At 74.1% G+C, this 25489-nt stretch carries 15 protein-coding genes; 6 read left to right on the forward strand and 9 right to left on the reverse strand.

Features of this window, described 5'->3' with window-relative positions:
* The first annotated feature begins 364 nt into the window (after positions 1 to 364).
* The 5 genes from ACQP1S_RS18920 to ACQP1S_RS18940 all read left to right on the forward strand — a co-directional run bounded on the left by ACQP1S_RS18920 (position 365) and on the right by ACQP1S_RS18940 (position 7304).
* Positions 365 to 1762 carry a LacI family DNA-binding transcriptional regulator gene (locus ACQP1S_RS18920; RefSeq protein WP_432897125.1) on the forward strand — a complete coding sequence of 466 codons (1398 nt, stop codon included), beginning with the start codon at positions 365 to 367 and terminating at the stop codon, positions 1760 to 1762.
* 538 nt (positions 1763 to 2300) lie between these two features.
* Positions 2301 to 3284, forward strand: coding sequence for a LacI family DNA-binding transcriptional regulator (locus tag ACQP1S_RS18925; protein WP_363675418.1), 984 nt, complete (start codon positions 2301 to 2303; stop codon positions 3282 to 3284).
* Positions 3285 to 3644: 360 nt separating this feature from the next.
* Complete coding sequence (locus tag ACQP1S_RS18930; protein WP_432897129.1) at positions 3645 to 5000, forward strand: extracellular catalytic domain type 1 short-chain-length polyhydroxyalkanoate depolymerase; 1356 nt, start codon at positions 3645 to 3647, stop codon at positions 4998 to 5000.
* A 117-nt stretch (positions 5001 to 5117) separates the two neighbouring features.
* Complete coding sequence (locus ACQP1S_RS18935; protein WP_432897132.1) at positions 5118 to 5453, forward strand: cellulose binding domain-containing protein; 336 nt, start codon at positions 5118 to 5120, stop codon at positions 5451 to 5453.
* A gap of 21 nt (positions 5454 to 5474) precedes the next feature.
* Positions 5475 to 7304, forward strand: a complete 1830-nt coding sequence (locus ACQP1S_RS18940; protein WP_432897135.1) for an RICIN domain-containing protein — start codon at positions 5475 to 5477, stop codon at positions 7302 to 7304.
* Between the two features lie 200 nt (positions 7305 to 7504).
* Here ACQP1S_RS18940 and ACQP1S_RS18945 read toward each other — a convergent pair whose 3' ends face one another.
* The 3 genes from ACQP1S_RS18945 to ACQP1S_RS18955 all read right to left on the reverse strand — a co-directional run bounded on the left by ACQP1S_RS18945 (position 7505) and on the right by ACQP1S_RS18955 (position 10870).
* The gene (locus ACQP1S_RS18945; RefSeq protein WP_432897138.1) at positions 7505 to 7858 is read right to left on the reverse strand and encodes a ricin-type beta-trefoil lectin domain protein; all 354 of its coding nucleotides are present in this window, start codon (positions 7856 to 7858) and stop codon (positions 7505 to 7507) included.
* An 81-nt stretch (positions 7859 to 7939) separates the two neighbouring features.
* Positions 7940 to 9286 carry an extracellular catalytic domain type 1 short-chain-length polyhydroxyalkanoate depolymerase gene (locus ACQP1S_RS18950; RefSeq protein WP_432897141.1) on the reverse strand — a complete coding sequence of 449 codons (1347 nt, stop codon included), beginning with the start codon at positions 9284 to 9286 and terminating at the stop codon, positions 7940 to 7942.
* Positions 9287 to 9472: 186 nt separating this feature from the next.
* Positions 9473 to 10870 (reverse strand): endo-1,4-beta-xylanase, encoded by a 1398-nt coding sequence (locus ACQP1S_RS18955; protein ID WP_432897144.1) that lies wholly within the window; start codon positions 10868 to 10870, stop codon positions 9473 to 9475.
* 539 nt (positions 10871 to 11409) lie between these two features.
* Between ACQP1S_RS18955 and ACQP1S_RS18960 the strand changes: the two genes are divergently transcribed.
* Positions 11410 to 12489 carry an SRPBCC family protein gene (locus ACQP1S_RS18960; protein WP_432897147.1) on the forward strand — a complete coding sequence of 360 codons (1080 nt, stop codon included), beginning with the start codon at positions 11410 to 11412 and terminating at the stop codon, positions 12487 to 12489.
* A 396-nt stretch (positions 12490 to 12885) separates the two neighbouring features.
* Here ACQP1S_RS18960 and ACQP1S_RS18965 read toward each other — a convergent pair whose 3' ends face one another.
* The 6 genes from ACQP1S_RS18965 to ACQP1S_RS18990 are packed head-to-tail and all read right to left on the reverse strand — an operon-like array spanning position 12886 to position 25146.
* A complete protein-coding gene (locus tag ACQP1S_RS18965) occupies positions 12886 to 14805 on the reverse strand; it encodes a hypothetical protein (protein ID WP_432897150.1) in 1920 nt (639 codons plus the stop codon).
* On the reverse strand, positions 14802 to 17711 hold the full coding sequence (locus ACQP1S_RS18970) for a DUF5682 family protein (RefSeq protein WP_432897153.1): 2910 nt from the start codon (positions 17709 to 17711) through the stop codon (positions 14802 to 14804). Before ACQP1S_RS18970 ends, ACQP1S_RS18965 begins: the two co-directional genes overlap by 4 nt.
* Positions 17600 to 18376, reverse strand: a complete 777-nt coding sequence (locus ACQP1S_RS18975; protein WP_432897156.1) for a DUF5682 family protein — start codon at positions 18374 to 18376, stop codon at positions 17600 to 17602. The genes ACQP1S_RS18970 and ACQP1S_RS18975 overlap by 112 nt, the downstream gene beginning before the upstream one ends.
* A complete protein-coding gene (locus tag ACQP1S_RS18980) occupies positions 18360 to 19523 on the reverse strand; it encodes an ATP-binding protein (protein ID WP_091243478.1) in 1164 nt (387 codons plus the stop codon). The genes ACQP1S_RS18975 and ACQP1S_RS18980 overlap by 17 nt, the downstream gene beginning before the upstream one ends.
* Positions 19520 to 24274 carry a hypothetical protein gene (locus ACQP1S_RS18985; protein WP_432897160.1) on the reverse strand — a complete coding sequence of 1585 codons (4755 nt, stop codon included), beginning with the start codon at positions 24272 to 24274 and terminating at the stop codon, positions 19520 to 19522. Before ACQP1S_RS18985 ends, ACQP1S_RS18980 begins: the two co-directional genes overlap by 4 nt.
* Positions 24271 to 25146 carry a DUF4132 domain-containing protein gene (locus ACQP1S_RS18990; protein ID WP_432897163.1) on the reverse strand — a complete coding sequence of 292 codons (876 nt, stop codon included), beginning with the start codon at positions 25144 to 25146 and terminating at the stop codon, positions 24271 to 24273. The genes ACQP1S_RS18985 and ACQP1S_RS18990 overlap by 4 nt, the downstream gene beginning before the upstream one ends.
* Positions 25147 to 25489: the final 343 nt, after the last annotated feature.

The following is a 25489-nucleotide window of genomic DNA, read 5'->3' on the forward strand; positions in this document are numbered from 1 at the left end:
GACGCCGGCCAGGAGCAGGCCGGCGGCCAGTGCCCGCCCCCAGCTCCGGGCTCGCACGAATCGCTTCACGAAGTCTCCAATCAGTGGCGCCACGTCGGACGGAATGCCGGCCGGACGAACGGGAGTCGTCGACACGAGCCACCCGGTGTGAGCGCTAACAATGGCCCCCCATGTTACGGAAGCGTTTCGAGGTATTCAACTGCTTCCATGTTGTAGACGTCTCGCGCGGAGGACCCCGGCGCGTCGACCCGCCAGCGGACAACCGGCGGGCCCCGAGACACCGCCGGGCAGGGAGACAGGCAGACGGGAGCATGGAGCCATCGTGGAGCCATCTGCGCCGCCTGACATCGAATACCCTGGCTCCATGTCCAATGGCTCCAGGCGCGGCCGGCGCGCCCGTGGCGAGATCGAGCAGCTACCCAGCGGCTCACTGCGGGTGCGGGTGTACGCCGGGATCGACCCCGTGTCGAAGCGCCGGCGCTACCTCACCGAGACCGTGCCCGCCGGCCCGGTCGCGGCCCGCCACGCCGAAGCGGTCCGCAGTCGACTGCTCGACCAGGTAAGGCGACAGCACGAGCGCCCCCCGTCCGCCCCGACCGGCGGTCCGGTCCACGGCGGTCCGGGCACCTCCACCGCGCCCCCCGCCACCGGCGTCAGGCCGGCAGCCGCCACCGTCCCGGCAGCCCCCGGCAGCCCCGCGCCCACCGTCTCCCCGGCGGCCGGCGCCCCGACCGGGGGACGACGGCGGAGCCGACGGGGTGAACCGACGCTGACCACGATCGCCCTCCTGGCGGACGTGTCGGCACCCACGGTGTCGAAGGTCCTCAACGGCCGCACCGGAGTCGCGGCGGAGACCCGGGCCCGGGTGGAGTCGCTGCTGCGGGAGCACGGCTACCGCCGGCCGGAGCTGGGCACCCCGAACGCCAGCGTCGAGGTGGTCTTCTATGGCATGCAGAGCAACCTGGCGGTGCTGATCATGCAGGGGGTGCAGCAGGTCGCCGGGGCGCATCGGCTCGCCGTCGGCTTCACCGACGCCCGTCGGCAGGTCTCCGAGGGGCGGTTCTGGGCTCGTGACCTGCTGGCCCGTCGCCCGACCGGGGTGATCGCGGTGCACCTCGGCTTCACCTCCGAACAACACGCCCTGCTGGCGGCGAGCGCGATCCCGCTGGTGGTCCTCGATCCCACGGGCGAGCCGCCGCTGCACGCCGTCCCGTCGGTGGCGACGACCAACTGGAGCGGCGGTTTCGAGGCCGCCCGACACCTGCTCGACCTCGGCCATCGGCAGATCGGGGTGATCTCCGGCCCGACCGAACGGCTGTGCGCCAAGGCTCGCCTGGACGGCGCGCGGGCGGCGCTGGAGGCGGCGGGGGTGGGACTGCCCGCACGCTGGCTGCGCTTCGGCCACTGGTTCTCCTTCGAGGACGGACTCAACCTCGGCCAGGAACTGCTCCGACAGAACCCGGCGCCCACGGCGATCGTGTGCGGCAACGACCTCCAGGCGCTCGGGGTCTACGAGGCGGCCCGGTTGGCCGGCCGCCGGATTCCCCAGGACCTCAGCGTGGTGGGCTTCGACGACATCCCGTACACGATGTTCTGCGGACCGCCGATGACCTCGGTACGGCAGCCGCTGACCGAGATGGCCGCTGCCGCGACGCGGATGGCGCTGACCCTGGCCGCCAACGAGAGCCTTGCCCAGACCCGGGTGGAACTGGCGACCACGCTGGTGGTGCGGGGCAGCACCGCGGTCGCACCGCAGCACTGACCGGGCCGGCCGACACGACGCGGTCACCGGGAGTACGTCCCGGAAACCTGTCCTTGTCGTTACCGAACGGTTTCGAGTAGCATCCGATTCGATCGATACGGCAGGTCGGCACGGCGCGGTTCCCGTACCCGAGGCGGTTTCCGGTTCCACCGGTGGCGCACCGCCCGACGCCCCGCGCGACGTGCCGGTCGAGGTCAGGCTCACCGTGCGGGTCGGCGGCGCCGGCCTGACCCGGGCGCACGACAGCAACCGTCGAGGACCGAGGGGGACAGCAGAGGCCACCCGTCACCGCCAGTTCGCGCGTCGTCCCCGATCCGTGATGACGAACATCACGGCGTGCGGGCGACACGCGGCCGCGTCGCCGACCCCACCCAGGGCGATACGCCGCGTAGAATCTCGCTGATCCAGCGTTGTCCACGGCGTGTGCGCCCATGCCTCGTGTCCGACGTCCTATTCGGACGCCCGGACCGGGCCGCCTCGCCGTCTACGGGCTGCGGGACGGACCGAGAGGTGTGGGATGACTGTGCGCGCTCCTGCGATGAGAGACGTGGCCCGCCTCGCCGGAGTGTCCCACCAGACCGTCTCGCGGGTCCTCAACGGACATCCGCACGTACGTGAACAGACCCGCCTACGGGTCCAGGCCGCGATCACCGAACTCGGGTACCGCCCGAACCGGGCCGCCCGCACGCTGGTCACCGGGCGATCGCAGGTGCTCGGTGTGGTGGCGCTCAACACCACCCTCTACGGTCCGGCGTCCCTGCTCTCCGCCTTCGAACTCGCCGCAGCCGAGGCGGGCTTCGCCGTCAGCGTGGGCAGCGTCCGCAACCTGGACCGCACCTCCATCACCGCCGTCGTCGAGCGGCATCTGGCGCACCGGGTGGCCGGCATCGTGGTGATCGCCCCGGTGGAGTCCGCCGGTGAGGCACTGGAGTGCCTGCCCACCGACATTCCGCTGGTCACCGTGGACGGCGATCCCCGCCGGCCGGTGCCGCTGGTCACCATCGACCAGGTGGAGGGGGGACGGTTGGCCACCCGGCACCTGCTCGACGCCGGTCACCGTACGGTCTGGCACGTGTCGGGCCCGGCCGACTGGTTCGACAGCGCGGGGCGGATCGCCGGCTGGCGGGACACGTTGCAGGCCGCGGGCGCGGAGGTTCCGCCGGTCCTCCAGGCGGACTGGTCCGCCGCCTCGGGGTACCGCTGCGGGCAGATGCTGGCCCGGACCCCGGAGGTCACCGCGATCTTCACCGCCAACGACGATCTCGCGCTGGGCGTGCTGCACGCGTTGCACGAGCACGGCCGGCGGGTGCCGGAGGAGGTCAGCGTCGTCGGTTTCGACGACGTCCCGGACGCCGCCTACTTCATCCCGCCGCTGACCACCGTCCGGCCGGACTTCGACACCGTGGCGGAGGCCAGCCTCGGTCTGCTGCTGACACAGATCGACGCGGGCGTCGACCACACGTTGCGGCAGACCATCTCCCCCACCCTGATCACCCGGGACAGCGTCGCTCCACCCCGGTGACGGGTCGGCCGGCACCGCTGCCGGCCGCCGCACCGGCCGCACCGGCCGCACCGGCACCAGCAAAGCCCGTGCACTGATCGTCATCTATGGACAGCCTCTGCTGTTAACGTTAACGTAACCGACGATCGTCGATTCTCGGGACCGCATTCGACCGCCCTGGTGACACTCTCGTCCGATCCGGGAAGGCCACGGCCGACGCCGTCGCGACGGGCAGGGCCGGTCGAAGGCGGGCCGGCGCCCAGCGGTCCTCGCCACCAGGACCGCCCCGCCCGCCGCCCGCGCCCCGGGGGTCGACGGCCGGACCCGACGCCCGCACCACACCCCCGGCGCGGCGATCCCACCCCGGAAGAAAGGCCACCGATGAAGGGCAGTCTGCGCGCCGCGCTGGCAGCCGTCGTCCTCGGAATCGCGACAGCCACCGTCCTGGTGACGGCACAGCCTGCGACCGCGGCGACCCTGACCAGAGTGACGGGATTCGGCAACAATCCCACCAACCTCAACATGTACATGTACGCCCCGAGCAACCTGGCGGCCCGGCCCGCGCTGCTGCTCCTGGTCCACTACTGCGGCGGTTCGGCCAGCGGGATCTTCAACGGCAACGGACGCGACTACGTGACCGCCGCCGACCGCTACGGCTACCTCGTCGTCGTGCCCGAGGCCACCCGCAGCGGGAACTGCTTCGACGTCTCCACCCCGGCCGCCCTCACCCGCAACGGGGGCGGTGACTCGACCGGGATCATGTCGATGGTGGCGTACGCGCGGCAGCGCTATGCGGTCGACCCGGCCCGGATCGTGGTCTCCGGCTTCTCCTCCGGCGCGATGATGACCAACGTGCTCGCGGCGCAGTATCCCGACGTCTTCGCCGCCGCGTCGGCGTTCTCCGGGGTTCCGGCCGGGTGCTTCGCCACCACCGACGGATCGCTGTGGAACAGCCGGTGCTCCGGCGGCAACGTGATCAAGACGGCGCAGCAGTGGGGTGACCAGGCCCGCGCGATGTACCCGGGATACACGGGCCGCTACCCCCGGATGCAGTTGTGGCACGGTGCCACCGACACCACCCTGGCGTATCCCAACTACGGTGAAGAAATCAAGCAGTGGACCAACCTGCACGGGTTGAGCACCACGCCCACCTTCACCGATCGTCCCCAGTCGGCCTGGACGCGCACCCGGTACGGCGGGACCGGCCCGCAGGCCCCCGTCGAGGGGATCAGCATCGCCGGGGTGGGTCACCAACTGCCGATGGCCGGCCAACTCGCGTACGCCATCACCTTCCTCGGCCTGGACGGCACCGCGCCCACCCCCACCCCGACTCCGACGGTCACCCCCACGCCGACGCCGACGGTCACCCCGACCCCCACCTCGACCCCGACGCCCACGCCGACGTCGTCGCCGCAGTCAGGGGCCTGCCGGGTCACCGACACGATCAGCGCGTGGAACAGCGGGCTGACCGCGAGCATCACCATCGTCAACACCGCGACCACGACGCTCAACGGATGGTCCCTGGGGTTCGCCCTCCCCGCCGGGCAGGTCATCACCAGCGGCTGGAGTGCCAGCTACTCGCCGAGCAGCGGCCAGGTCACCGCCACGAACGTCAGCTACAACGGCACCCTGGCCCCGGGCGCGTCGACGACGATCGGCTTCCAGGCCAACCACACCGGCAACGCCACCGCCCCCACGGCGTTCACCCTGAACGGCGCGACCTGCGTGGTCGCCTGACCCGCCGCACCCGACCGCACCCGACCGCGCCCGTCGCCCTCGCACGGGGTCGCGGGGTGACCGTCCGCCGCCCTGCCGGAGGCGTACCGCACCGTCCATCCACCATCAGGAGATCCCGTGCGAGAAACCCGGTTCCTCCGCCGACGGCCGGCGCTGGTCGCCGCCACCGCCACCGCCCTCCTGCTCGTCACCGCCGCCGCCACCCAGACCTCGGCCTCGGCCGCTGCCGCCGGATGCCAGGTGAACTACACCGTCAGCTCGTCCTGGCAGGGCGGCTTCAGGGCCAACGTCACCGTCACCAACCTCGGCGACGCGGTGAACGGATGGCGACTGACCTGGAGTTACCCCGCCGGTCAGACCGTCACCCAACTGTGGAACGGCAGCTACACCCAGGCGTCGGACGCGACCGAGAACGCGGTCCAGGCGAACATCACCGCCGCCGGCTACCGCTGACCCGATGGCTGAGGAGGCCCGATGTACCACCATGTCATCCATCCGGCGACCCGACGGGCGGCCGTCCTGCTCGTCACGACCCTGCTGCTCATGACGAGCCTGGTCGGCGCCGCCGCACCCCGGCCGGCGCAGGCGTGGGACAACGGCGTCGCCGACACCCCACCGATGGGCTGGAACAGCTACGACTCGTTCAACTGGAGCGTCACCGAGGCCGACGTCCGGGCCAACGCCGACTACATGGGCGCGAACCTGCGGCAGTACGGCTGGCAGTACATCGTCGTCGACTGGGCCTGGTACTTCCCCGGCCAGCACAACGGCAGCCCCAACCAGGACGCCAACCTGCAACCCCGGCTCCGGATGGACGCCAACGGCCGGCTGCTGCCCGACACCACCCGGTTCCCGTCGGCGACCGGCAGCAACGGGTTCAAGCCCCTGGCCGACCACGTGCACGCCCAGGGGCTGAAGTTCGGCGTACACCTGATGCGGGGGATTCCCCGGCAGGCGGTCGCGGACAACGTGCCGATCCTCGGCACCTCCTGCCGGGCCAACCAGATCGACGCCAGCAACAGCGCGGCCTGGCTCAACCTGATGTGGGGGTTGGACATGGCCAACCCCTGCGCGCAGGCGTACCTCGACTCGGTGTTCCAGCTGCTGGCCGGCTGGGGCGTCGACTTCGTCAAGATCGACGACATCGCCGCACCGACCTACCGGCAGTCGGAGGTCGACGGCTACCGGCTGGCGATCCAGCACAGCGGCCGGCCGATGGTGCTGAGCCTGTCGCCGGGGGCCACGCCGCTGTCCGCCGGACCGCACGTGCAGACCAACGCACACATGTGGCGGATCGTCAACGACCTGTGGGACAACTGGTCGTCCGTCGACGCGCTGTTCGACCAGTTGCGCAACTGGACGCCGTACCGCAGGGCGGGGGCCTGGCCCGATCCGGACATGATCCCGATCGGCCGGCTGTCGAAGTACGGGCCGGTCGGCTCGCCGCGCTACTCGAACCTCAGCGCGGACGAGCAGCGCACCCTGATGTCGCTGTGGGTGATCAACCGGGCGCCGCTGATGTGGGGCGGCAACCTGGTGGAGAACCGGGCGTCTGAGCTGGCGTTGATGACCAACAGCGCGGTGCTCGCGGTCGACCAGCGCAGCGCCAACAACCGGCAGCTCACCGGCGGCACCCGGCAGGTGTGGGTCGCCGACGTGCCGGACAGCGTCGACCGGTACGTCGCGTTGTTCAACCGGGAGAGCGCGGCGGCCACCGTGTCGGTGAACCTGGCCGACCTCGGCATCGGCTCGGCCACCGCGACCGACCTCTGGTCCGGCGCGGCCCTCGGCACGTCGACCGGGACGTTCAGCCGCTCGCTGCCCGCCCACGGTGCCGGGCTCTACCGGCTGACGCCCCAGACCACCACCCCGACGCCGACGACGTACACCCTGACGGCGCGGCACAGCGCGAAGCTGCTGGACGTCAACAACGCCGCGACGGCCGACGGCGCGAACGTCGTGCAGTGGGCCGCGAACGGTCAGGCCAACCAGCGGTGGCGGTTCCAGGACGCCGGTGCTGGCTACTACACGGTGACCAGCGTCAACAGCGGAAAGTGCCTGGACGTCTCCGGCGGTGCCGGCACGACCACGGACGGCGCCCGGGTGGTGCAGTGGACCTGCAACGGGGGCACCAACCAGCAGTGGCGGCTCCAGGACGTCGGTGACGGTCAGGTGCAGTTGGTCGCCCGGCACAGCAACAAGTGTCTCGACGTGCTCAACGCCGGTCTGACCGACGGGGTGCAGGTCGTGCAGTGGACCTGCGGCACCGGCACGAACCAGCAGTGGCGTCGTACCCCGGTGTGACGCGGCGGCGCGATCGCCGCCGGTGAGGGAGGCGCAGGGTCGGGTTCGTTCCCCGGCCCTGCGCCTTTGTCTGCCCAGGTGCCCTCGGGGCGGCACCCGCCGACCGCCCCGGGCCGGATCGGGACCCCCGACCCGGCCGGGACCATGCCTGCGGGCGGGGTGACGCCCCCGGCGCGGTGCGTGCCGGGCGCGTGCCGGTGTCACCGGTACCCGGTCAGCTCCGGGTCCACTTCCGGCTGTTGCCGCCGGTGCAGCTCGACAGGACCATCAGCGTGCCGTTGGCCGTGCCTGACCCGTGGGGGCGTCAGGCACAGCCCGGACTGCACGCCGGTGATCGTGCCGTCGGTGTTGACGTTCCACTGCTGGTTGGTCCCGCTGTTGCAATCCCAGAGCGCGAGCTGGGTACCGTTGGACTGCGGCTGCGACGGGACGTCCAGGCACCGGCCGGCGGGATGGGTGACGGGGGCGGCGTCGACCACGGCGACGCCGGACCGTCGGCGGCGATCCACCGGCGCGGTCGACGATCCGGCCCGGTCGAACGCGGACCGGGTCACCGACCTGGCTGGCGGACACCTGGCTCCGGGCGGAACGCCCCTGGGGCTCTGTTCCGCCCGGAGCCAGGTGGAGCAGGTCGTTCAGCTGGCGGTGCAGGTCGGGGTCAGCCCCGCACCACTGCCGTTGCCCTGGAAACCGAACTCGGTGACCTGACCCGCACCGAGCTGACCGTTGTAGTCCACATTCGTGAACCGCACCGTCCCGGAACTACCACTGGCCGACGCCGACCACGTCCCGGTCACACTCGTCCCACCAGGCAACGTCAGACCCACCGTCCAACCCCGGGTACCCGAGGAACCCGCGGTCACCTTCACCGTGGCCACGAAACCACCCGTCCACGAATTCACCGACACCGACGCCGAACACCCCGCCCCACCCGGAGGCGGAGTCGTCGTCGGGTTCGGCGGCGTCGTGGTCGGGTTCGGCGGCGTGGTCGTCGGGTTCGGCGGCGGCGTCGTCGGGTTGGCCGGGGTGGTCGTCGGGTTCGGCGGCGGCGTGGTGGGGCTCGCGCTGTCGAAGCCGAGGAAGCGGACGGCCTGCGCGGCGTCGAACGGGATGGAGTGGCCGTAGCCCTGGAAGCTGATCGCCTCCACCGGCGCCGTGCCCCCGGTGCCGCCGTAGCGGGTACGGGTGGCGCTGGTCTGCGGGTAGTCGGTGGCACTGGGGGTCTGGGACACCCCGAGCACGTTGGTCCACTGCTTGATCTGCTCGCCGAAGTTGACGTAGCTCAGCGTGGTGTCCGTGGTGCCGTGCCAGATCTGCATCCGGGGGCGCTTGCCGGTGTAGCCGGGATAGGCGTTACGTACCAGGTCACCCCACTGCTGCGGAGTCCTGACGATCCGGCCGCCGGAGCACTCGCTGTTCCACTCCGAGCCGTTGGTGGTGGCGAAGCAGCCGAACGGCACACCGGAGGAGCTGACCCCGGCGTGGAACACGTCCGGGTAGACCCCCGCCATCACGTTGGTCATCATGGCGCCGGAGGAGAAGCCGGCGACACCGATCCGGTTCGCGTCGACCGGGTAGCGGCTCCGCACGTAGTCGATCATCGACTTGAGGCCGACGGGGTCGCTGCCGCCGCCGCGTCGCAGCGCCTGCGGGGAGGAGACGTCCCAGCACTTGCTGCTCCGGGTCACCGACGGGTAGATCACGATGTAGCCGTAGCGGTCGGCGAGGGTACTGAGCCCGAAGGTGGAGTGCACCGCCGGGCCACTGCCGCTGCAGTAGTGCAGCGCCAGCAGCAGCGCCGGCCGGGCGGCCACCCGATCCGGGACGTAGAGGTGCATCTGAAGGTTGGTCGGGTTGGTGCCGAAGTTGGTCACCTGGGTCAGCGTCGCGGCCGACGCCGGGGTGGCGGCCGTGACCACGGCCGTCATGGTCGCCAGCGCGGTCGCCAGCGCGGCGGCCAGCAGTGCGATTCTTGGTCTCATCGACGGTTCCTCTGTCGGGAGTCGGTGGTGGGGGACGTCCTCGGTCGACTGCCCGGTCGGTGGGGCCTCCGCATGGAAGGCCCGGCGCGGGCGGACGAGATCCCCGGCCCGCCAGCCGGCCCACGCCAGTCGGGCCGTGGACCGTCGGCCCGACCCGGGAACACCGGGTCGGGCCGACGGCGGGAATCAGCTGGCGGTGCAGGTCGGGGTCAGCCCCGCACCACTGCCGTTGCCCTGGAAACCGAACTCGGTGACCTGACCCGCACCGAGCTGACCGTTGTAGTCCACATTCGTGAACCGCACCGTCCCGGAACTACCACTGGCCGACGCCGACCACGTCCCGGTCACACTCGTCCCACCAGGCAACGTCAGACCCACCGTCCAACCCCGGGTACCCGAGGAACCCGCGGTCACCTTCACCGTGGCCACGAAACCACCCGTCCACGAATTCACCGACACCGACGCCGAACACCCCGCCCCACCCGGAGGCGGAGTCGTCGTCGGGTTCGGCGGCGTGGTCGTCGGGTTCGGCGGCGTCGTCGTCGGCCTCGGCGGCGTGGTCGTCGGGTTCGGGATGCTGGGGCCGGAGTTGAGGGCGTTCAGCACGGCGTCGTACGCCGGCTTCTTGTTGCCGTTGCAGTCGAACAGCAGGGCGTTGTCGGAGCCGCGCCACGAGTCGCAGTCCCGCACCCCCCACACGGTGATGCCGGTGCATCGCGAGACGTTCATGCAGGCCCGGGTGACCCCGGCGAAGACGTTGGCCTGGTTGCCGCCGGTCATCACGTCCAGCTCGGTGATCTGGACCTCCACGCCGAGGTCGGCGAAGCGCTGGAGGTTGGCCTGGTAGTCGCTGGACAGCGAGGTGCCCAGGTGCGACTGGAAGCCCACGCAGTCGATCGGCACGCCCCGGGTCTTGAAGTCGCGCACCATGTTGTAGATGCCTGTCGACTTCGCGTTGATCCCGTCGGTGTTGTAGTCGTTGTAGCAGAGCTTCGCGCCCGGGTCGGCGGTGCGGGCGGCCCGGAACGCCGCCTCGATCCAGTCGTTGCCGGTGCGCTGGAGGTTCGAGTCACGCCGCCCGCCGCTGTTGCCGTCGGCGAACGCCTCGTTGACCACGTCCCAGGCGTAGATCTTGCCCCGGAAGTGGGTGGCGACCTGGGTGACGTGGTTGATCATCGCGCTGCGCAGCGCGCTGCCGGACATGTTCTGCGCCCAGACCGGCTGCTGCTGGTACCACAGCAGGGCGTGCCCGCGCACGCTCATCCCGTTGGCCTGGGCGTGGCTGACCAGCCGGTCACCACCGGTGTAGACGAACCGACCCTGGGACGGCTCGGTGGCGTCCCACTTCATCTCGTTCTCGGCCACGACGGAGTTGAACTCGCGGTTGAGCACGGTCGTGTAGGTGCCGTTCGACAACTTGCCCGTCGCGACCGCCGCACCGAAGTAGCGGCCCTTCTCGGCCGCCGCCGCCCGCAGGGTCGTGCCGGCGCTGGCGGACGGGGCCATCGCCAGCGTCATCCCGACGGTGAGTGCGCCGGCGACGGCGAGGGTCGCCGTCGCTAGCAGGGCTCTCTTGGGTCTCATGTCGCATCCTTTGCAATGTGGGTGCAGCGGTGGTGGGGTGCCTGATTCCGCTTCCGGCGGTGGGCCGCGACGGCCGACGCGGCATGCCGCCCGGCCAGCGACTGCGGGTGCCGGCGACAGCCTCGCCGCGGTCCACCCGGGCCGGCGACGCCGGTGACCTCGACGCCGGGGCCGGCGGGAGGATCGTCCGTTGTTGGGAACAGCGGCACGCCGCCCGAAAAGGGAGCCATGATCCTCCTTCACCGAGGAAACCGGGCCGGCCCTCGGCGAGATGATCCAGCCCCCACGCGTACGGGACCGGGTCACACCGTCACCGGAATCTGCTGATGGGAATCCGATCCGACGTCCCGCATGCCCTGGGGGGACGTCGCGATCCGAGGTGCGACCAGCGCGGCTCGCCCGGTGAGCCATCAGGTGCTGTCGTCCTCGCATCGACTGTGAGCGATAACATGCCATTCGTCAAGTCGTAACGATTGCCCCGGGTCGATCGGGTCGGCCACCTTCGCGACCGGGCCGCGCGGGCCGTAGAGTCTCTCGCCGTGATCGAGATCGGCACGCAGATCGACCTGCCCCACCCCGCTGACCGGGTCTGGCGTGCGATGACCGATCCGGAGCTGCTGGGCCGCTGGTTCGCCGAGACCGAGCCGATCCCCGACGGGCCGGGCCGGTGGCGGGTACGCACGGCCGGGCTGCCCGGTTTCGAGGCCGACGTCGAGGTGGAGGTGGTCGACCGGCGGGAACCGGAGCTGATCGTCGTACGGTGCCACGAGGGTGCCGACCGCAGCCTGCTGACCTGTGCCGTCACTCCGACCACGGTGGGTTGTCGGGTCCTGGTCCGGGAGACCGTGGAGCACGGCGACTGGCCTGCCGAACGAGGTACGCGCCGCGCGGCGTGCTACCGGCAGTCGCTGGCCGGACGACTGCCCGCGCTGCTCGACTGGCTGGCCTTCCAGCAGGTCGACCTGCGACGGGACAGTGCCGCGCCGACCGCCGTACTGCCGGTGGCCCTGATGGCCGATCTCGGCCGGCGGCCGACCCATCGTCGTACCACCTGGGTTGTTGCCGGCTCGGGCACGGCGGCGCTGACCCTCGGGCTGGCGGGGTGGGCCCTGCTGCCGGGTGGGCCGCCGGCCGAGACCGGGGCGGACCCGGTGCCTCCGCCGGCCCGGTCGGCCGTCGCGCCCGACCCGACCCGGTCCGCCGTGACCCCACGCCCGACCCCGACCACCACGCCGAGCAGCGCCCGGCCGAGCCGGACCCCCTTGCCGACCCCGTCGCGTACGCCCTCGGCGTCCCCGTCGGCCCCGGACCCGGTGGCTGCCCGCTACGAGACCGTCTCGACCCGGGTCTTCGGGCACACCGGCGAGGTGGTGGTCGACAATCCGGGCGGGACGCCGGCCTCGGGCTGGACGGTGGTCGTCACCCTGCCCCGGGGCAACTCGGCCGCCGAGGTGACCGGGGCCGACTGGCGACAGGACGGGCAGTCGGTCACCTTCACCGGGCCGGCCGTCCCGGCGGGCGGGGCCCAGGCCATCCGGTTCGACGTCCGTACCGCCGATCCGGTCACCAAGACGCCGCAGGGCTGCACGGTCGACGAGCGCCCCTGCGCCGGCCTGTGAGCCGACGCCGGCCGGACAGCGCGGTCCCCGAACGGACAGCCGCCCGCCGGACACGGCGGTCCCGCACGGACAGCCGCCCGCCGGACCGGGCACCGGCCGGGTCGGCGTGGCCCGCCGCCGGGCGTCGTCCGCTCAGGGTGCCGGCGGTGCGGTGCTCTGCCGGACGGTGAGGGTGGTCGCCAGCTCCAGCCGGACCTGGCTGGTGCGCTCCCCCCCGGCCGAGGGCGAGCGCCAGCTCGGTGGCGGTGACCGCCATCTCGATCAAGGGCTTTTCAGCACCGCGCCGTAGCGGCCGGTGATCTCGGCTCTGGGAATCCGGGTGTTGCGGGACATGTCGCCTCCTGGTCGGCTGGTCTCGACATGCAGACACCGGCCGCCGCCCTCGTGTGACAGTCGTCAGGGCAGCCAGGACGCCTCCGCCAGCGCCCGCGACGCCGCCTGCTCGTAGACCGCCAGCGCCAGCCAGGACTCCGCGAACGCCTGCCCGTCGTCGTCGGTGAGTCGGCCGAAGGCGTTGCGGGGACGGGCCCGTGCCGCGTCGCCCATCGCCGTGAGCAGGTGCGCACCGAGATCCAGTCGGGCCAGCCGCAGTCCCCGTGCCGTGGGGTCGGCCAGCGCCTGGATCGCCCGGCCGCCCGAGACGACCCGTTCCACCTGCCGGCGCAGCAGTCCCAGCCCGGGATCGCCGAGGCGCGGACGCGGCACGGGACCACCCTGGCCCGGGAGCCGACCGTCCGCCGGCGCCGGTGCCGGGCCGCCTGCCGGGCCGAGCTGGCTGGAGTGCAGCCGGTCGTAGCCGAGGTCGGCGTGGCCCGCCCAGCTCGGCGGCAGGACGAGCACCGGGCCGTCGACGGACGTCGGCCCCACGGCGAGCGCCTGGACCGTCGCCCGTCGGGTCGGATCGAGCCGGCCCACCAGGCGCAGCTCCGCCCCCACCGCCTGCCCCAGCAGCCGCAGGTTGTCCCGGTGCGGCAGGGCGGCGTGCTCGTCGGCGACGGTCAACGTCAGGACCGCGCCGTCCCCGGTCGCGACGAGGACGGTGTGGTCGTGACCGCCCAGCACCCGCACGGTCAGGAAGAGCAGGTCGGCCCCGGCCGGGCGCTCCGGCACCGGCAGGGTTGCCGCGCCGAAGGCCCGGCGTACCTGGTCGGGCAGGGGCTGCGCCCAGAGCCCGGCGAGGGGCTCGTCGGCCCAGCCGACGCCGGCGGCCCGCGCCGCCCGGACCGCCCGGCCGGCGCCCAGCTGCCCCGACTCCGACGCCGTGCCGCCGGACACCACCAGCCCGGCCCGGGTGAGCTGCCGGTGGCTGAGCCCCGACTCGCCCACCGCCACCGTCGCGTCACCCGCACCGGCGGCCCGTGCCACGTCCCCCGGGGCCAGGTCGGCGACCGTCCACACCCGACCGGTGCGGTCCACCAGATAGGTGACCACCCCGGCGTACCCGGAGTCCGTCACCACCGGCACCGTGCAGAGCCCGTACAGTCGCAGGCCGGCCTGCGGGTCGTAGGCCCGCCGGGCGGTCCCGAGCAACGGCCCGAGTTCACCGGCCGGCGGGTCGGTCCCGCGCAGCCGACGGGACACGGCCAGCAGCTCGCACAGGTCGTCGGTCAGGTCGGCGAGCCGGTACTGCGGCTCGGCGGCCCGGGCGGCCCGCAGTCCCGCCGCGACCCGGGTGCCGGACGCGGCGGCGCGGTGCAGACCGTTGGCCCTGGCCTCGTGCACGGCCCGCAGCAGGGCGGTCCGCAACACGACGCCGCAGCCGACGGTCCCCGCCGCGAGCACGTCCACCGCGACCTGCCACAACCCGTCGGCGGCGATCCGCTGACGTGCGGTCAGCTCGCTGCGCGCCGCCCCACCGGCCCCCGCCGCACCGTCCAGTGCCGGAGCTGCCGGACCGCCGGCCGCCACAGCCCCCACGTCGGCGGACGGGTCGGCGGCGGCATCGGCCGACGCACCGGGCACCGGGCCGGCAGGCGGGCCGGCCGCCGGATCGACGGGCCGGTCGGCGGCCGGCGGCGGCGGCGCAGCCGTGTCGTCCACCGGAGCCAGGGCGAGCACCGCCATCCGGTGCAGGCAGTTCGGCGCGAGCAGGCAACTGCACCGGGCGTCGGCGGCGCTGCGCACCACCCCGTCGACCGTCACCAGGGTCACCGTCGTCGCCTCGTCGACCCGGACCGTCACCCCGCCGGTCATGCCGGTGACCGGCCAGCCGCTGGCGCGGGTGACCGCGTCGTCGACCTTGCGGCGCAGCCGGGCGGGCAGTGCATCCAGCGCCTCGGCCAGCACCGGGGCGGTCACCGCCGGCAGGCCGGTCATCGACGCACCTGCTCGCCGACCCACCGGGCCAGCTCCAGCGGGCTCAACGCGGCGACCGGCATCCCCGCCGCGACCAGCTGACCCGCCGCCGAGACCGAGTACCGGGGCCGGCCGGAGTCGTCCAGGCTGGCACAGCCCAGCACCTGGCAGCCCGCCTCGACCAATGCCCGGGTCTCGGCCAGCAGTCCACCCATCGGGAACCCTTCCTCGAAGTCGCTGATCACGACCACCATCGTCCGTTGCGGAACGGTGACCAACGACCGGGCGTAGCGCAGCCCGGCCGCGATGTGGGTGCCCCCGCCGACGCTGACCTCCAGCAGCAGGGCCAGCGGGTCGTCCACCCGCTCGGACAGGTCCACCACCTCGGTGGAGAAGGCGACGAAGTGCATGCTGAGCGCCGGAATGCCGGCGAGCACGGCGGCGGTGAGCGCCGACCAGATCACCGACTCCTCCATCGAGCCGGAGACGTCGACGACGAGCACCAGCCGCCAGTCGACCCCCCGGCGGGCCCGGGTCCGGAACACCGGCCGCTCCGGCACCAGCATGACCCGGCCCTGCGCGTCACGGCGGACCGTGGCCAGGTTGGCCCGCAGCGTCCGGGGCAGGTCCAGTGGCCCGCCCGGCTGGTACGTGGGGCGGGGGGTGGTCAGCCCGGTCAGCGCCGGCCGCAGCCGGGCCGCCAGCTGTCTGGTCAGCTCCTCGACCACGCGGGCCACCAGCGGGCGCAGTCGCGCCACCGTGGACTCCGGCAGCCCACCGGCGAGGGTGAGCAGGTCGCGGAGCAACTCGACCGACGGGCGCACCGCCGTCGGGTCCAGCTCGGTGGCCGCGTCCAGCCGGCCCGCCTCGACGGCCCGGGCCAGCACCTCCTCCCGCACACCGGCACCGAACAGGACGGACAGCTCCTGCGCCCACTCCCGTACGCCCGGAAACGACGCCTCCCGACCGGCGCGGCCGGCCGCCTCGGCACCGGCCCCTTCGCCCCGGCCGGCCCCGTACAGCTCGTCGAGCGCGGTGGCGTACCGGCGGGCGCGCGGCCCGACCCGGGTGGATTCCCGGCCGAGCACGAGCCGCCACCGGTCGACGGCCGGGAGCCCAGCGGCCGGCGGCCGGCGGGTGGCCGGTCGCGCCGCGTCGGCAACCGCTGCCGAAAGATCCGGCGACGGGTCCGCCGCCTCGGGCGCGAGCAGGCCCTGCGCCAGCAGCGCCTCCCGGCCCGCCCGGTCGGCGCGCAGGCGCACCAGCAGGGCGTCCGGGTCGTCGAGCAGCGTGATGTCGGTGGCCGGACCGGTCTCGTCGAGCCGCTCGCGGACCACCTCCAGCAGCCGGTCCCGGCCGGCCGGGCTGACCACGTGGAAGCCGGCGCGCAGCGCCGGCAGCCGGGTGAGGAACTCCTCGTCGGGCAGCGTCTCGACCCGGTCCAGGAGCCCGTCGAGCACCTCGCCACTGGCCCGCAGCAGGGGTTCGGCGACGACCAGCAGCCCGGTCAGGTGGCCCTGGAGCTGCTGCCGCCCGGTGGGCGTGGTCGCGGTGTCCACCCAGGACGCGGCGAGCCGTCCGAAGGTGGCCGGCTCCCGCAGGCCCAGCAGGACCTGGACCGCCCCGGCGGCGGCGGCCATCAGCGGCGTGCCCTGCGCGGCGAGCCGGGCCAGACAGTCGGCCAGGCGCAGGCCCGCCCCGGCGGCGTCGGCCCGCAGGGCGAGCGTGGCCAACGCCTCGGCGTCGGCCACGTCCTGGGCACCGGTCAGCCCGTCGACCTGCCGGATCGCCGCGCTCTCCAGCGTCTCGACGACCCGGCCCAGGTCGTCCGACGGCAGCCCCGACCCGCCCGGCAGGTGGCCGAGGCGCAGCCGGTCGAGCAGCGCCAACGCGGCGACCAGTTCGCCGAGGGTGCCCTCCGCCGGCACCGTGACCGACAGCTCGGTGAGCCGGCGCGCGGCCAACCCGGCCAGGTCGCACCGCGCGGCGTCCTCCAGCCCGACGATCAGGGCGGCGACGGTCGGGCCGTCCTCGGCCCGTTCCCGCCGTCGCCGCTGCACCAGGGCACCCTCGGCGGCCTGGGCGAGAGTCACCCCGTGCAGCCCGGCCACCTCGATCGTCGCCTCGGTGCGGGGCGTCCACTCCACCCGCCAGCGCGCGGTGACCGGGTCGACCCCACCGACCCCCACACCGGCGACCGGCGCGGCGTAGCCGACGCCACAGACCACGAGCCGGTGCAGCGTGATCTCCCGCCGCCGGTCCAGGGCGGAGCGCAGCGGGTCCAGCCGCAGCTCCCTGGCCGGGTCACCGGCGCCGGGCAGGCGCAACCGGGCCAGCAGCTCCCGCACCGCCGGGGCCAGCCCGGAACGGGGGGTGCCGGGGGCCAGCGCGCCCCGCCGGTCCCCGACGAGCACCTGTTCCATCGCGCGGGCCACCGCCCGGCCCCGGCCGAGCACCTCACCGTGGGCCAGCACGCTCTGGATCGCCTCGACCAGTTCGCCCCGGCCCGGTGCGGGCAGGCCGCGCAGCCGGGCCAGGTCGAGGGCGAGCCGAACCGTCTCCCGGGCCTCGCCGGGGCCGGCCGGGTGGCCGGCCCGGCGGACCGCCGCGCAGATGGCCACCACGGCGGCCGTCGTCGCCGACTCGACGGCACCGGGATCGCCGTCGGCGGCGAGGACCGACTGCTGCCACTGCGGATCGCGGATGCCGGCCGGATAGCCCGACCGCGCGTCCAGCAACCCGAACGTGTACGGCACCATCGAGGTCACCACCGACGACGGGCCGGCCGGTCCGGCCGGCGGACCGGCCGATCCGGTCAGCAGCGCCGGGGCATGGAACGCGCCGACCAGGGCGGCGACCCGGCGCGGGCCCGCCTCCGCCAGGCACTGCCGCATCCGCGCCTCCCGCCGCAGGTCGAGGGCGGGCACCCCGGCCCCCGCTCGGCGTCCACGCGCAACGCCCAACCGACCGCGAGCGCCGCCCGGCGTACCGCCTCCGGGTCTGCGCCGGGTGCCCGGGCCTCGACCGAGCGGTCCCACAGGTCCTCGTCGGCACGCCCGCTGCCCGCCGCGCGCAGCGCGTCGGCGAACGACCGGCCCGGCGTCGGGGCCCCGCCCGGCGCGTGCTCCCCCCAGGCCGGGTCGGCCAGCGGCAGATCGCACGGTACGACCGGAACCCCGTTACGGGCCGCCCACCGCACCGCGACCAGCTCCGGGGAGAAGTCGGCGAACGGGTAGAACGCCGGTCCCCCGCCCTCGCCGGCCACCCCGGCCAGCGCCACCGGGGCGGTGGTGGCCGGGTCGGCGAGCCACGGCAGCCATTCGCCCAGCTCCGGCGGGAGTTCGAGGAGCAGCACCTCGGGTCGGCACTCGGCCAGCAGCCGCGGCAGGGCCACCGCCAGCGCGGGCGAGTGGTGGCGTACCCCGATCAGGTACGGCCGCCGGTGCCCGGCCAGCGCGGCGACCGCGTCCGAGGGATCGACCAGCTCCGCGCCGGCCGGCGGCCCCGAGGGCGTCGGCGGCCCGGCCGGCCGCCGGGACGCGGGCGGGGACGGTGGCCCGGTCGGGGGCGACGGGTCAGTCGGCGAGGACATCGCGCAGTTCCCACAGTTGCCGCCACAGCCGCGCGCCGTCCTCGGCCCGACGCCGGACCGCGCCGTCCCAGTAGCCGAGCAGCTTGGCCCCGTCGGCGGGGTCGTCCTTGCGGACCACGCCGAGCAGGTGCCCCGGCAACAGCGACAACACGTCCCGGTCGCCGGGGAAGTAGGCCGCCGCCAAGGCCAGCGACGACGCGACCGCCACCGCCTCGGCGGTGCTCATCACCGTGGAGGGCCGCTCCACCTCCCAGCCCTCGACCGACCGCCCGGCCCGCAGGTCCCGGAACGCGGTGACCAGCGCCTCCAGCACGGCCTCGTCGACCGCGAACGGGGCGTGCACCCGTTCCAGGGTGGCGCGGGCCTGCCGCTGCACCAGGGCGATCTCCTGGGCCAGGTCGCCGATCGGGCCGACGGTCTCGAAGTTGAACCGGCGCTTGAGCGCCGCGGACATCTCCGACACCCCCCGGTCACGCAGGTTGGCGGTCGCGATCAACGTGAAACCGGGCGCGGCGGGGACGGTGGCCTCGGCGGTGCCGGACAGCTCGGGCACCGCGATCCGCCGGTCCGACAGGATGGACACCAGGGCGTCCTGGACCTCGGGCAGGCAGCGGGTGATCTCCTCCACCCGGGCCACCGCACCGGTACGCATCGCCGACAGGATCGGCGAGGGCACCAGCGCGGCGGCGCTCGGCCCGTGCGCCAGCAGCAGCGCGTAGTTCCAGCCGTACCGCAGCTGGTCCTCGGTGGTCCCCGCGGTGCCCTGCACGACCAGTTCGCTGCTGCCGCAGATCGCGGCGGCCAACAGCTCCGACAGCATCGACTTCGCGGTGCCCGGTTCGCCGACGAGCAGCAGGCCCCGCTCCCCGGCCAGGGTGACGACGCAGCGCTCGACCAGGGCCCGTTCCCCGACGAACTTGGCGGCCACGGCCAGTGTGCGGGGCAGGTCGTCGCGGCGTGCCTGGCGGGGTAGGTCCAGCGCGGTGCCGGCGCTGCCGACGATGAACGTGACGACCGCGCGGGGGGTCAACCGCCAGCCCGGCGGGCGGGGCCCGTCGTCGTACGCGGCGAGGAACGCCAACTCGGTGGCGTGGGCGTGCTCGGCCGGCGCGACCTGACGCGCCGCCGGGGTGGCCGTGGTGGTCATCGGCGCCCTTCCGTAACAAGATCGTCGAAGCGGGGTGCGTCGCCGTCGCCCAGCCGGGCCCAGGCGAGCGCGAACAGGCGGGGCGCGGGGGCGACCGGGGAGACGATGCCCAGCGCGGTCACGCCGCCCTCGCCCCCGATCAGCAGCGGGAGCTTCCAGCGTTCCAGCGGCAGCAGCGGCGCCTTCAACGCCAACCAACCACCGGGCAGGAACAGCGACCGACCGGCCCGGGGCCGCTTCGCCGCCACGACGTGCGTGGTGCCGGCCAACTCGGCACGGGCCGCCTTGAGCCGGGCCGGCTTCCAGCCGGTCCACCGGGCGACGTTGCGGTCGGTCGGGTCGGGCAGGGCGAGCAGTTGCAGATAGAGCGCCGCGGCGTCGGCGCTCAGCCCGAGCGTCGAGGCGACCGTCGCGACCAGGTCCGGGGCGGACCGGGTCGGGTCCTGCGCGAAGCCGTCGTCCATCGCCGGTACGACGTGCGACACCACCTCGGTGAGCTGGTCACCGACCAGGGCCCGCAGTGCCGCGAGCACCCGCTCGTCGACGCGGTCGAGGCGGGCCCGCAGCACGGCCAGCGCCGGATCGTCCACCCCGGACAGCCGGGACGGCACCAACCGGACCTGGTGCCAGCGGGCCGACGACGGGATCAGCACCGGGCCGACCTCGGTGCCGGCCGGGCCGGTCGTCGCCGGGAGGCCGAACGCGGCGGTGAACGCCGACAGCTTGCTGCCGTCGAGGTGGCCGACCGTGACGGTGCACCCGGGATCGGCCAACCGCTCCCGGGCCAGTCGGGCGGCCACCGGCAACGCCGCCCGGATCGGGTCGTCGAGGGCCAGGTGGTAGGCCAGCCACGGCAGCGTCCTGGTCAGCGCGATCAACGCGTCGCCGTCGTCGATGCCCTGGTCGGTACCGGCCAGCCAGTGGCAGGTGGCCGCGTTGGCGACCCAGTGGACCACCGTCGAGGCCGGCAGCGGGCTGGCCACCTCGGCGCGGTGCACCTGGACGATCAACTCGTCGGACACGGGTCGACGTCGTCCGTGCCGCCGGACCCACTCCTCGACGATCAGGTCCTGCCGGGGTCCGTCGATCCACAGCGTCGCCGGGTCCTCCGGCACCAGCCGCCCGAGCAGCCCGGTGAGGCCCTGCCGACCGCGACCGCCGGTGCCCCAGAACCGGGCCGCCGCGGCGGCGGCCGCCGGGTCGGGCAACCCCAGGGTGGTACGCAGCTCGGCCGGGGCCTTCTCCCACATCAGCCGGGGCAGGCCCGCCAGCAGCAGCACCGCTTCGGCGTAGCTCATTCCCGCCGCCTCGGACAGTGCCTGGGCCCGCTCGGTGTGCCAGGGCACCGGCCCGTTCTCGCGGGCGAGCCGGACGAACTCGTCGAGCCGCTGCGGCGTGACGTCACCGGTCGGCAGGATCTCCTCCTCGGTGATCCGGAAACCGGCCACCGCCGAGAACTGCCCGGTCGGCGTCCAGTCGAGCACCTCGACCTCGCGGTCGTCGGTGTCGACGGCGAGCACCAGCAACCGCCGTCCGCCCTCGGTCAGCACCTGTCCCCTGACCTGGTCGACCGGGTGGGTGCCGTCGGCGACCAGGGTGGCCCGCCGCAGCCGGCTGCCCGGGGCGAGCAGCCCGGAGCGGGCGCACACCTCCAGCAGCGTCAGCAGCGCCTCGCGCACCTCGGACAGGCAGACCGGAGCCACCGCCCGGTACATCGCGGCCGGCAGCACCCCCAGCACGTCGAACCAGTCGAGGTCACCGTCCAGCTGGCCCCGGGCGTCCGACGTCGGCCCGGTGCCGGTGAGTGCGGCACCCGCCTGGCTGATCAGTCGCAGGGAGCTGTCCCCGGCGGCGTAGCAGTACTGGATCAGCCCGGCCAGCCCCTCGGCGAGCAGCCGGTCGACCGCCGGCGCCCCGGCCGGGGTCTGCTCCACCGCCGGCAGGGCGTTGTCCTGCTCGCCGTCCAGCACGGCGGCCAACGTCCGCAGCCGCGCCACCTGCGCGGCGGCCCGGGTGACGAGGCCGGCGACCCCGGCGACGAGGGCGGGCGCGGTGAGCTGCGGAAGGTGCCGGCCGACCAGGGCGGGCACCTGCGCGGCGTCCAGGCCGGCCGCCTCGGCCAGCAGCGCACCGGCCTGCGCGTCGGTGACGACCCGCAGTGCCGCCGAACCGGCCTCGTCGCGGGGCCGCAGGAAGTGCCAGAACTCCAGGGGCGGCACCAGCCGGGTGCCGGCGGCGAAGGCCGACCGCTCACCGCCGAGCTGGTAGCGACCGAGCAGGAAGCCGTCCTCGGCGCAGATCAGCAGCTCGCCGCCTCGGCCCCGGTTGTGGTGCAGCAGACCGAAGGTGGCGGTCGCGCCGGGGAAACGCACCGCCGCCACCAGCCGCCCGTCCAGGCCGGTACCCGCCGGCAGGGCGAAGGACAGGCCGTTCGCGGCTTCGCCGGCCCAGCCGCCGCCCGCTGCGTGCCGGGCCCGCCAGCCGGCCAGCCCGTCGGCGGGGCCCAGCGGGCTGCCGGCCGACGTGGTGGGGCGCAGCCAGGACGCCTCGGCGTCCAGGGGTTGACCGTCGACCGTGCCGTCCTCGAAGAACGTCGGCCGGGAGAACCGGCCCGGCTCGCCCGTCGCGGGGTCGTACTCCCGCCAGCCCAGCGGGTGGTCGGCGGCACGCACCCAGTAGGTGTCGCCGTCGCTGATCACCCGGCCGCCGGTCCGCTCGCTGCGGTCGCCGACCCGCAACGGACGGCGGCCCAGGGTACGTCCCCCACCGGGCAGCGGCAGCGACAGCCGGGGATAGTTGGTGAAGGCGTCGTCGGCGAGGGCGAAGACGTCGTCCGGTGTGCCGCTCCAGTAGGCGGCCCGGTCCCGGCCCCGGTCCCAGCAGACCAGCAGTTGCCCGTCGACGTAGCGCAGCACCAGCCGCCACCGGTGCCGGTTCTCCCCGGCCGGAATCCGCATCAGGTGCTCGAGTTCCACCCCGTCCGGCCCGACCACCGACACCAGGTTCCCGGTAACCAGCAGCAGGTAGGGCCACTGCCCGACGAGCTGTACGCCCACGTCCGACTCGGGGAGACGTTCGACCGCGGCGTCCAGGGCCGGCCAGCCGTACTCGTCGAACAGACCGGACCGCAGCGTACGGCCGAGGACGGGGCCGAGGTCGTGGTCGACGAGCCGGCGTGCCGCGTCGGGGTTGACGGCGAACCCGGTCGGGCAGGCGACGGTGCCGACCCGGTCGAGGTGATGGTCGATCGTCGGCAGCCCCTGCCGCCCGACGGCGTCGGCGAGCGTGTCCAGCCAGCGCCGCAGGGCGGTCCGCAGGCCGGGCACCGCGACGATCTCCTGCACCCGTGCGGTCGGGTCGCGCAGGTCGCGCGAGCCGGTCCGCAGCCGCCGCTCCACACCCTCGACCAGCAACGGCAGGAAACGCCGGTCGGCGGCGACGGCGACCAGGTCACGCCGGCCGTCGGTCTCGTCGGCCAGCCAGAGCTCCAGCCGGTGCCGGACGTCGTGGGCCGGATCGGCGACGGGCACCCCCAGCGCCAGGCAGGTGTCGAGCAGGTCGAGGTCCACCGTGTCGTGGTCGCGGCAGAGCGCGACCGGCACCCCGTCGCCTTTCAGCCGTCCCGCCATCCGGGCGACCAATGCCAGCAGCCCGGGGTGGCGCTTGCGCGCCCGCCAGGAGCGCCGCTCTCTATGCTCGTCGAAGCGGCGCAGCCAGCCGGCGGGTCCGTCCGGCGAGGCGGCCTCGGCGGGTACGCCGTCCGCCGGCCCGGTCAGCGCCGCCGTGGCGCCAGCCTCCTCCAGCACGCTCAGCCAGACGTCGTCGCCGCAGTGCTGGGGGGTCAGCCCGAGCAGCCGGCCGCGCAGGGCGGGGTCGGTCGCGGCGAGCCGGGCCAACGGCGTCCGGTAGGCGTTCCAGAACGCCTCCGGTGCCCGGTTGAGCGCGGGCGCGGCGAGCAGTTCGGTCAGCACCCGCTCGTCCTCGGCGGCCGGGTCGAGCCCGGCGGCGCGGGCCAGCCGACGCAGGTCGGTGTGCATCGCCGCGTACGGCGGCAGCCCGCCCAGGGTGCGCTCCACGCAGAGCCGCAGGAACATCGCGTACGCGTCCGCCGGCGCGCACCGGGTCGCGAGGTCCCGGGCGTGGCCGGAGAGTGCCTTCGCGGTCAACGCGCCGGCCAGCGCGAACTCCAGGAAAACGGCGTGCTGGCGGTCCTCGTCGATGGTCAGCCCGTAGGCGCGCTCCGCGTCCCGGGCCTTGCCGAACATGCTCGCCGCGTGGGTCACGCTGTCGGCGGCGAGGAACGCCCGGCCGGCCTCCTCGTAGAACGTCGGCAGGAAGTGCGGCACCGACCGGGCGAGTCGTTCGCCGAGGGCGTTGAAGCCGTCCTTCGCCGGGCCGATCCGGGACCTGGCCGTCCGGGCCAGCCGTTCGATCTCCTTGACCAGGGCCAGCGCGTGGTGCCCGTTGGCGGGGTCGTGGACCAGCGCCCACGCCGGGAAGCCGAGCGCCTGCCGGCGGACCACCCCGACCGGGGTCACCCGGTCCGGTCGGTCGAAGCCCAGGAACTCCATGGACAGGTCCTCGGCCTCGCCGAGCGCGTCGATGACCAGCCGGACGACGGTCCGTCCGGCGAGGACCGGATGGGCGTAGCGGCGGGCGGTCAGGGTGTCGGCGGTGTCGTCCTTGGCCACCACCGTGCCGGCGGGCAGCACCGCCCCCGCCTCCAACAGGTCCATCGCGTCGACGCTCACTGGTCCTCCTCCTGCTCTGCTGCCACGACCCGGCCGGCGTACAGCGCGGCGGCCATCCGGGTTCCTTCCGACCAGGCCACCGGGCCGACCGCGCCCAGCGGCAGGGCGGTGCCGTGCCGGTCGGTGAAGACGAGGTCACCGGTCTCGGTCTCGTAGTACGGGTCGTCGGCGCCGACCCACGACCGGGCCTCGACGGTGTGGCCGTCCTCGACGATCCGGCACACCGCGTTGCCGCCGCGCACCGGGTAGCCGAGCTTCGTCGCCCGGGCCGTCAGGTGGCGCAGCTGGTCGTACCGGCCGCCGGCGTAGTCGCCGCACCGGGTCGACGTCGGGTCGACGTCCGGCCCCCGGACCCAGGTCTGCCGGAAGAGCTGGTCGACGGACTGGCGGACCTGGAGTTCGGCGGCGAACTCCCGCAGGTCGTCGAGGTCGTCGAGGGTAACCGGGTGGGGAATGACGATCCGTCGGGCGGCCCGGCGGACGGAGTCGCCGTCCAGGTTGACCAGACCGACCTGGCCGTCGCCCACCTCGCGGAGCAGACCCACGTCGTCCGGGTCCCGGTGGCCGTCGTCGTCGAGCACCACGACGACGAGGTCGGTGAGCGCGGTGCGCCACGCCTCGTCCGGCCACACCTCGGTCAGGACCGACACCGGCACCGGCAGCGAGCGCACCATCCAGCGTTCGATGTCCGTACGGCACTGGGCCTCGTGCCGGGTCAGCCATTCGGTGAGCTGTCGGAGCCCGACCACGGTCGGATCGTCGCGCAGGGTCGCCGGGACGGAACGGAGTTCCCGGCCCTTGGCGTTCCGGGCGACGACGTCACCATCGCGGAGAGTGACCTGGTAGCCACCCGACACCGCTGACCATCCCATGTGGACATCCTCATGATCGGCGAGTAGAGACACCGGAGGCTAGCCCACCCGGGCGACAGAACCCGCCGTCGTCCCGCCACCCGGCGGCGGGGCCGACACCTCCCCCACCATGACTGTCGGTGATGAGCCTCGGGTCAAGGCGAACCCCGGCCGATGGAACCGCCGCCATCCGCACCGGAGGAACCGTGCCCCCGCAACCGGTTCGCTCCTGGTGGGGCGGGACACCACGCCCGCAGGGCCGGCCGTCACCCGACCCGAGGCGAGGGAGTGGAGCACGGCCGTCCAGTTCACCACCAGTGATGATTCTTACTCCGCCCGGGACGGCGGGACAGGTGGGACGTCG

It is taken from the genome of Micromonospora matsumotoense (assembly GCF_050951065.1).
Lineage (GTDB): Bacteria > Actinomycetota > Actinomycetes > Mycobacteriales > Micromonosporaceae > Micromonospora > Micromonospora matsumotoensis.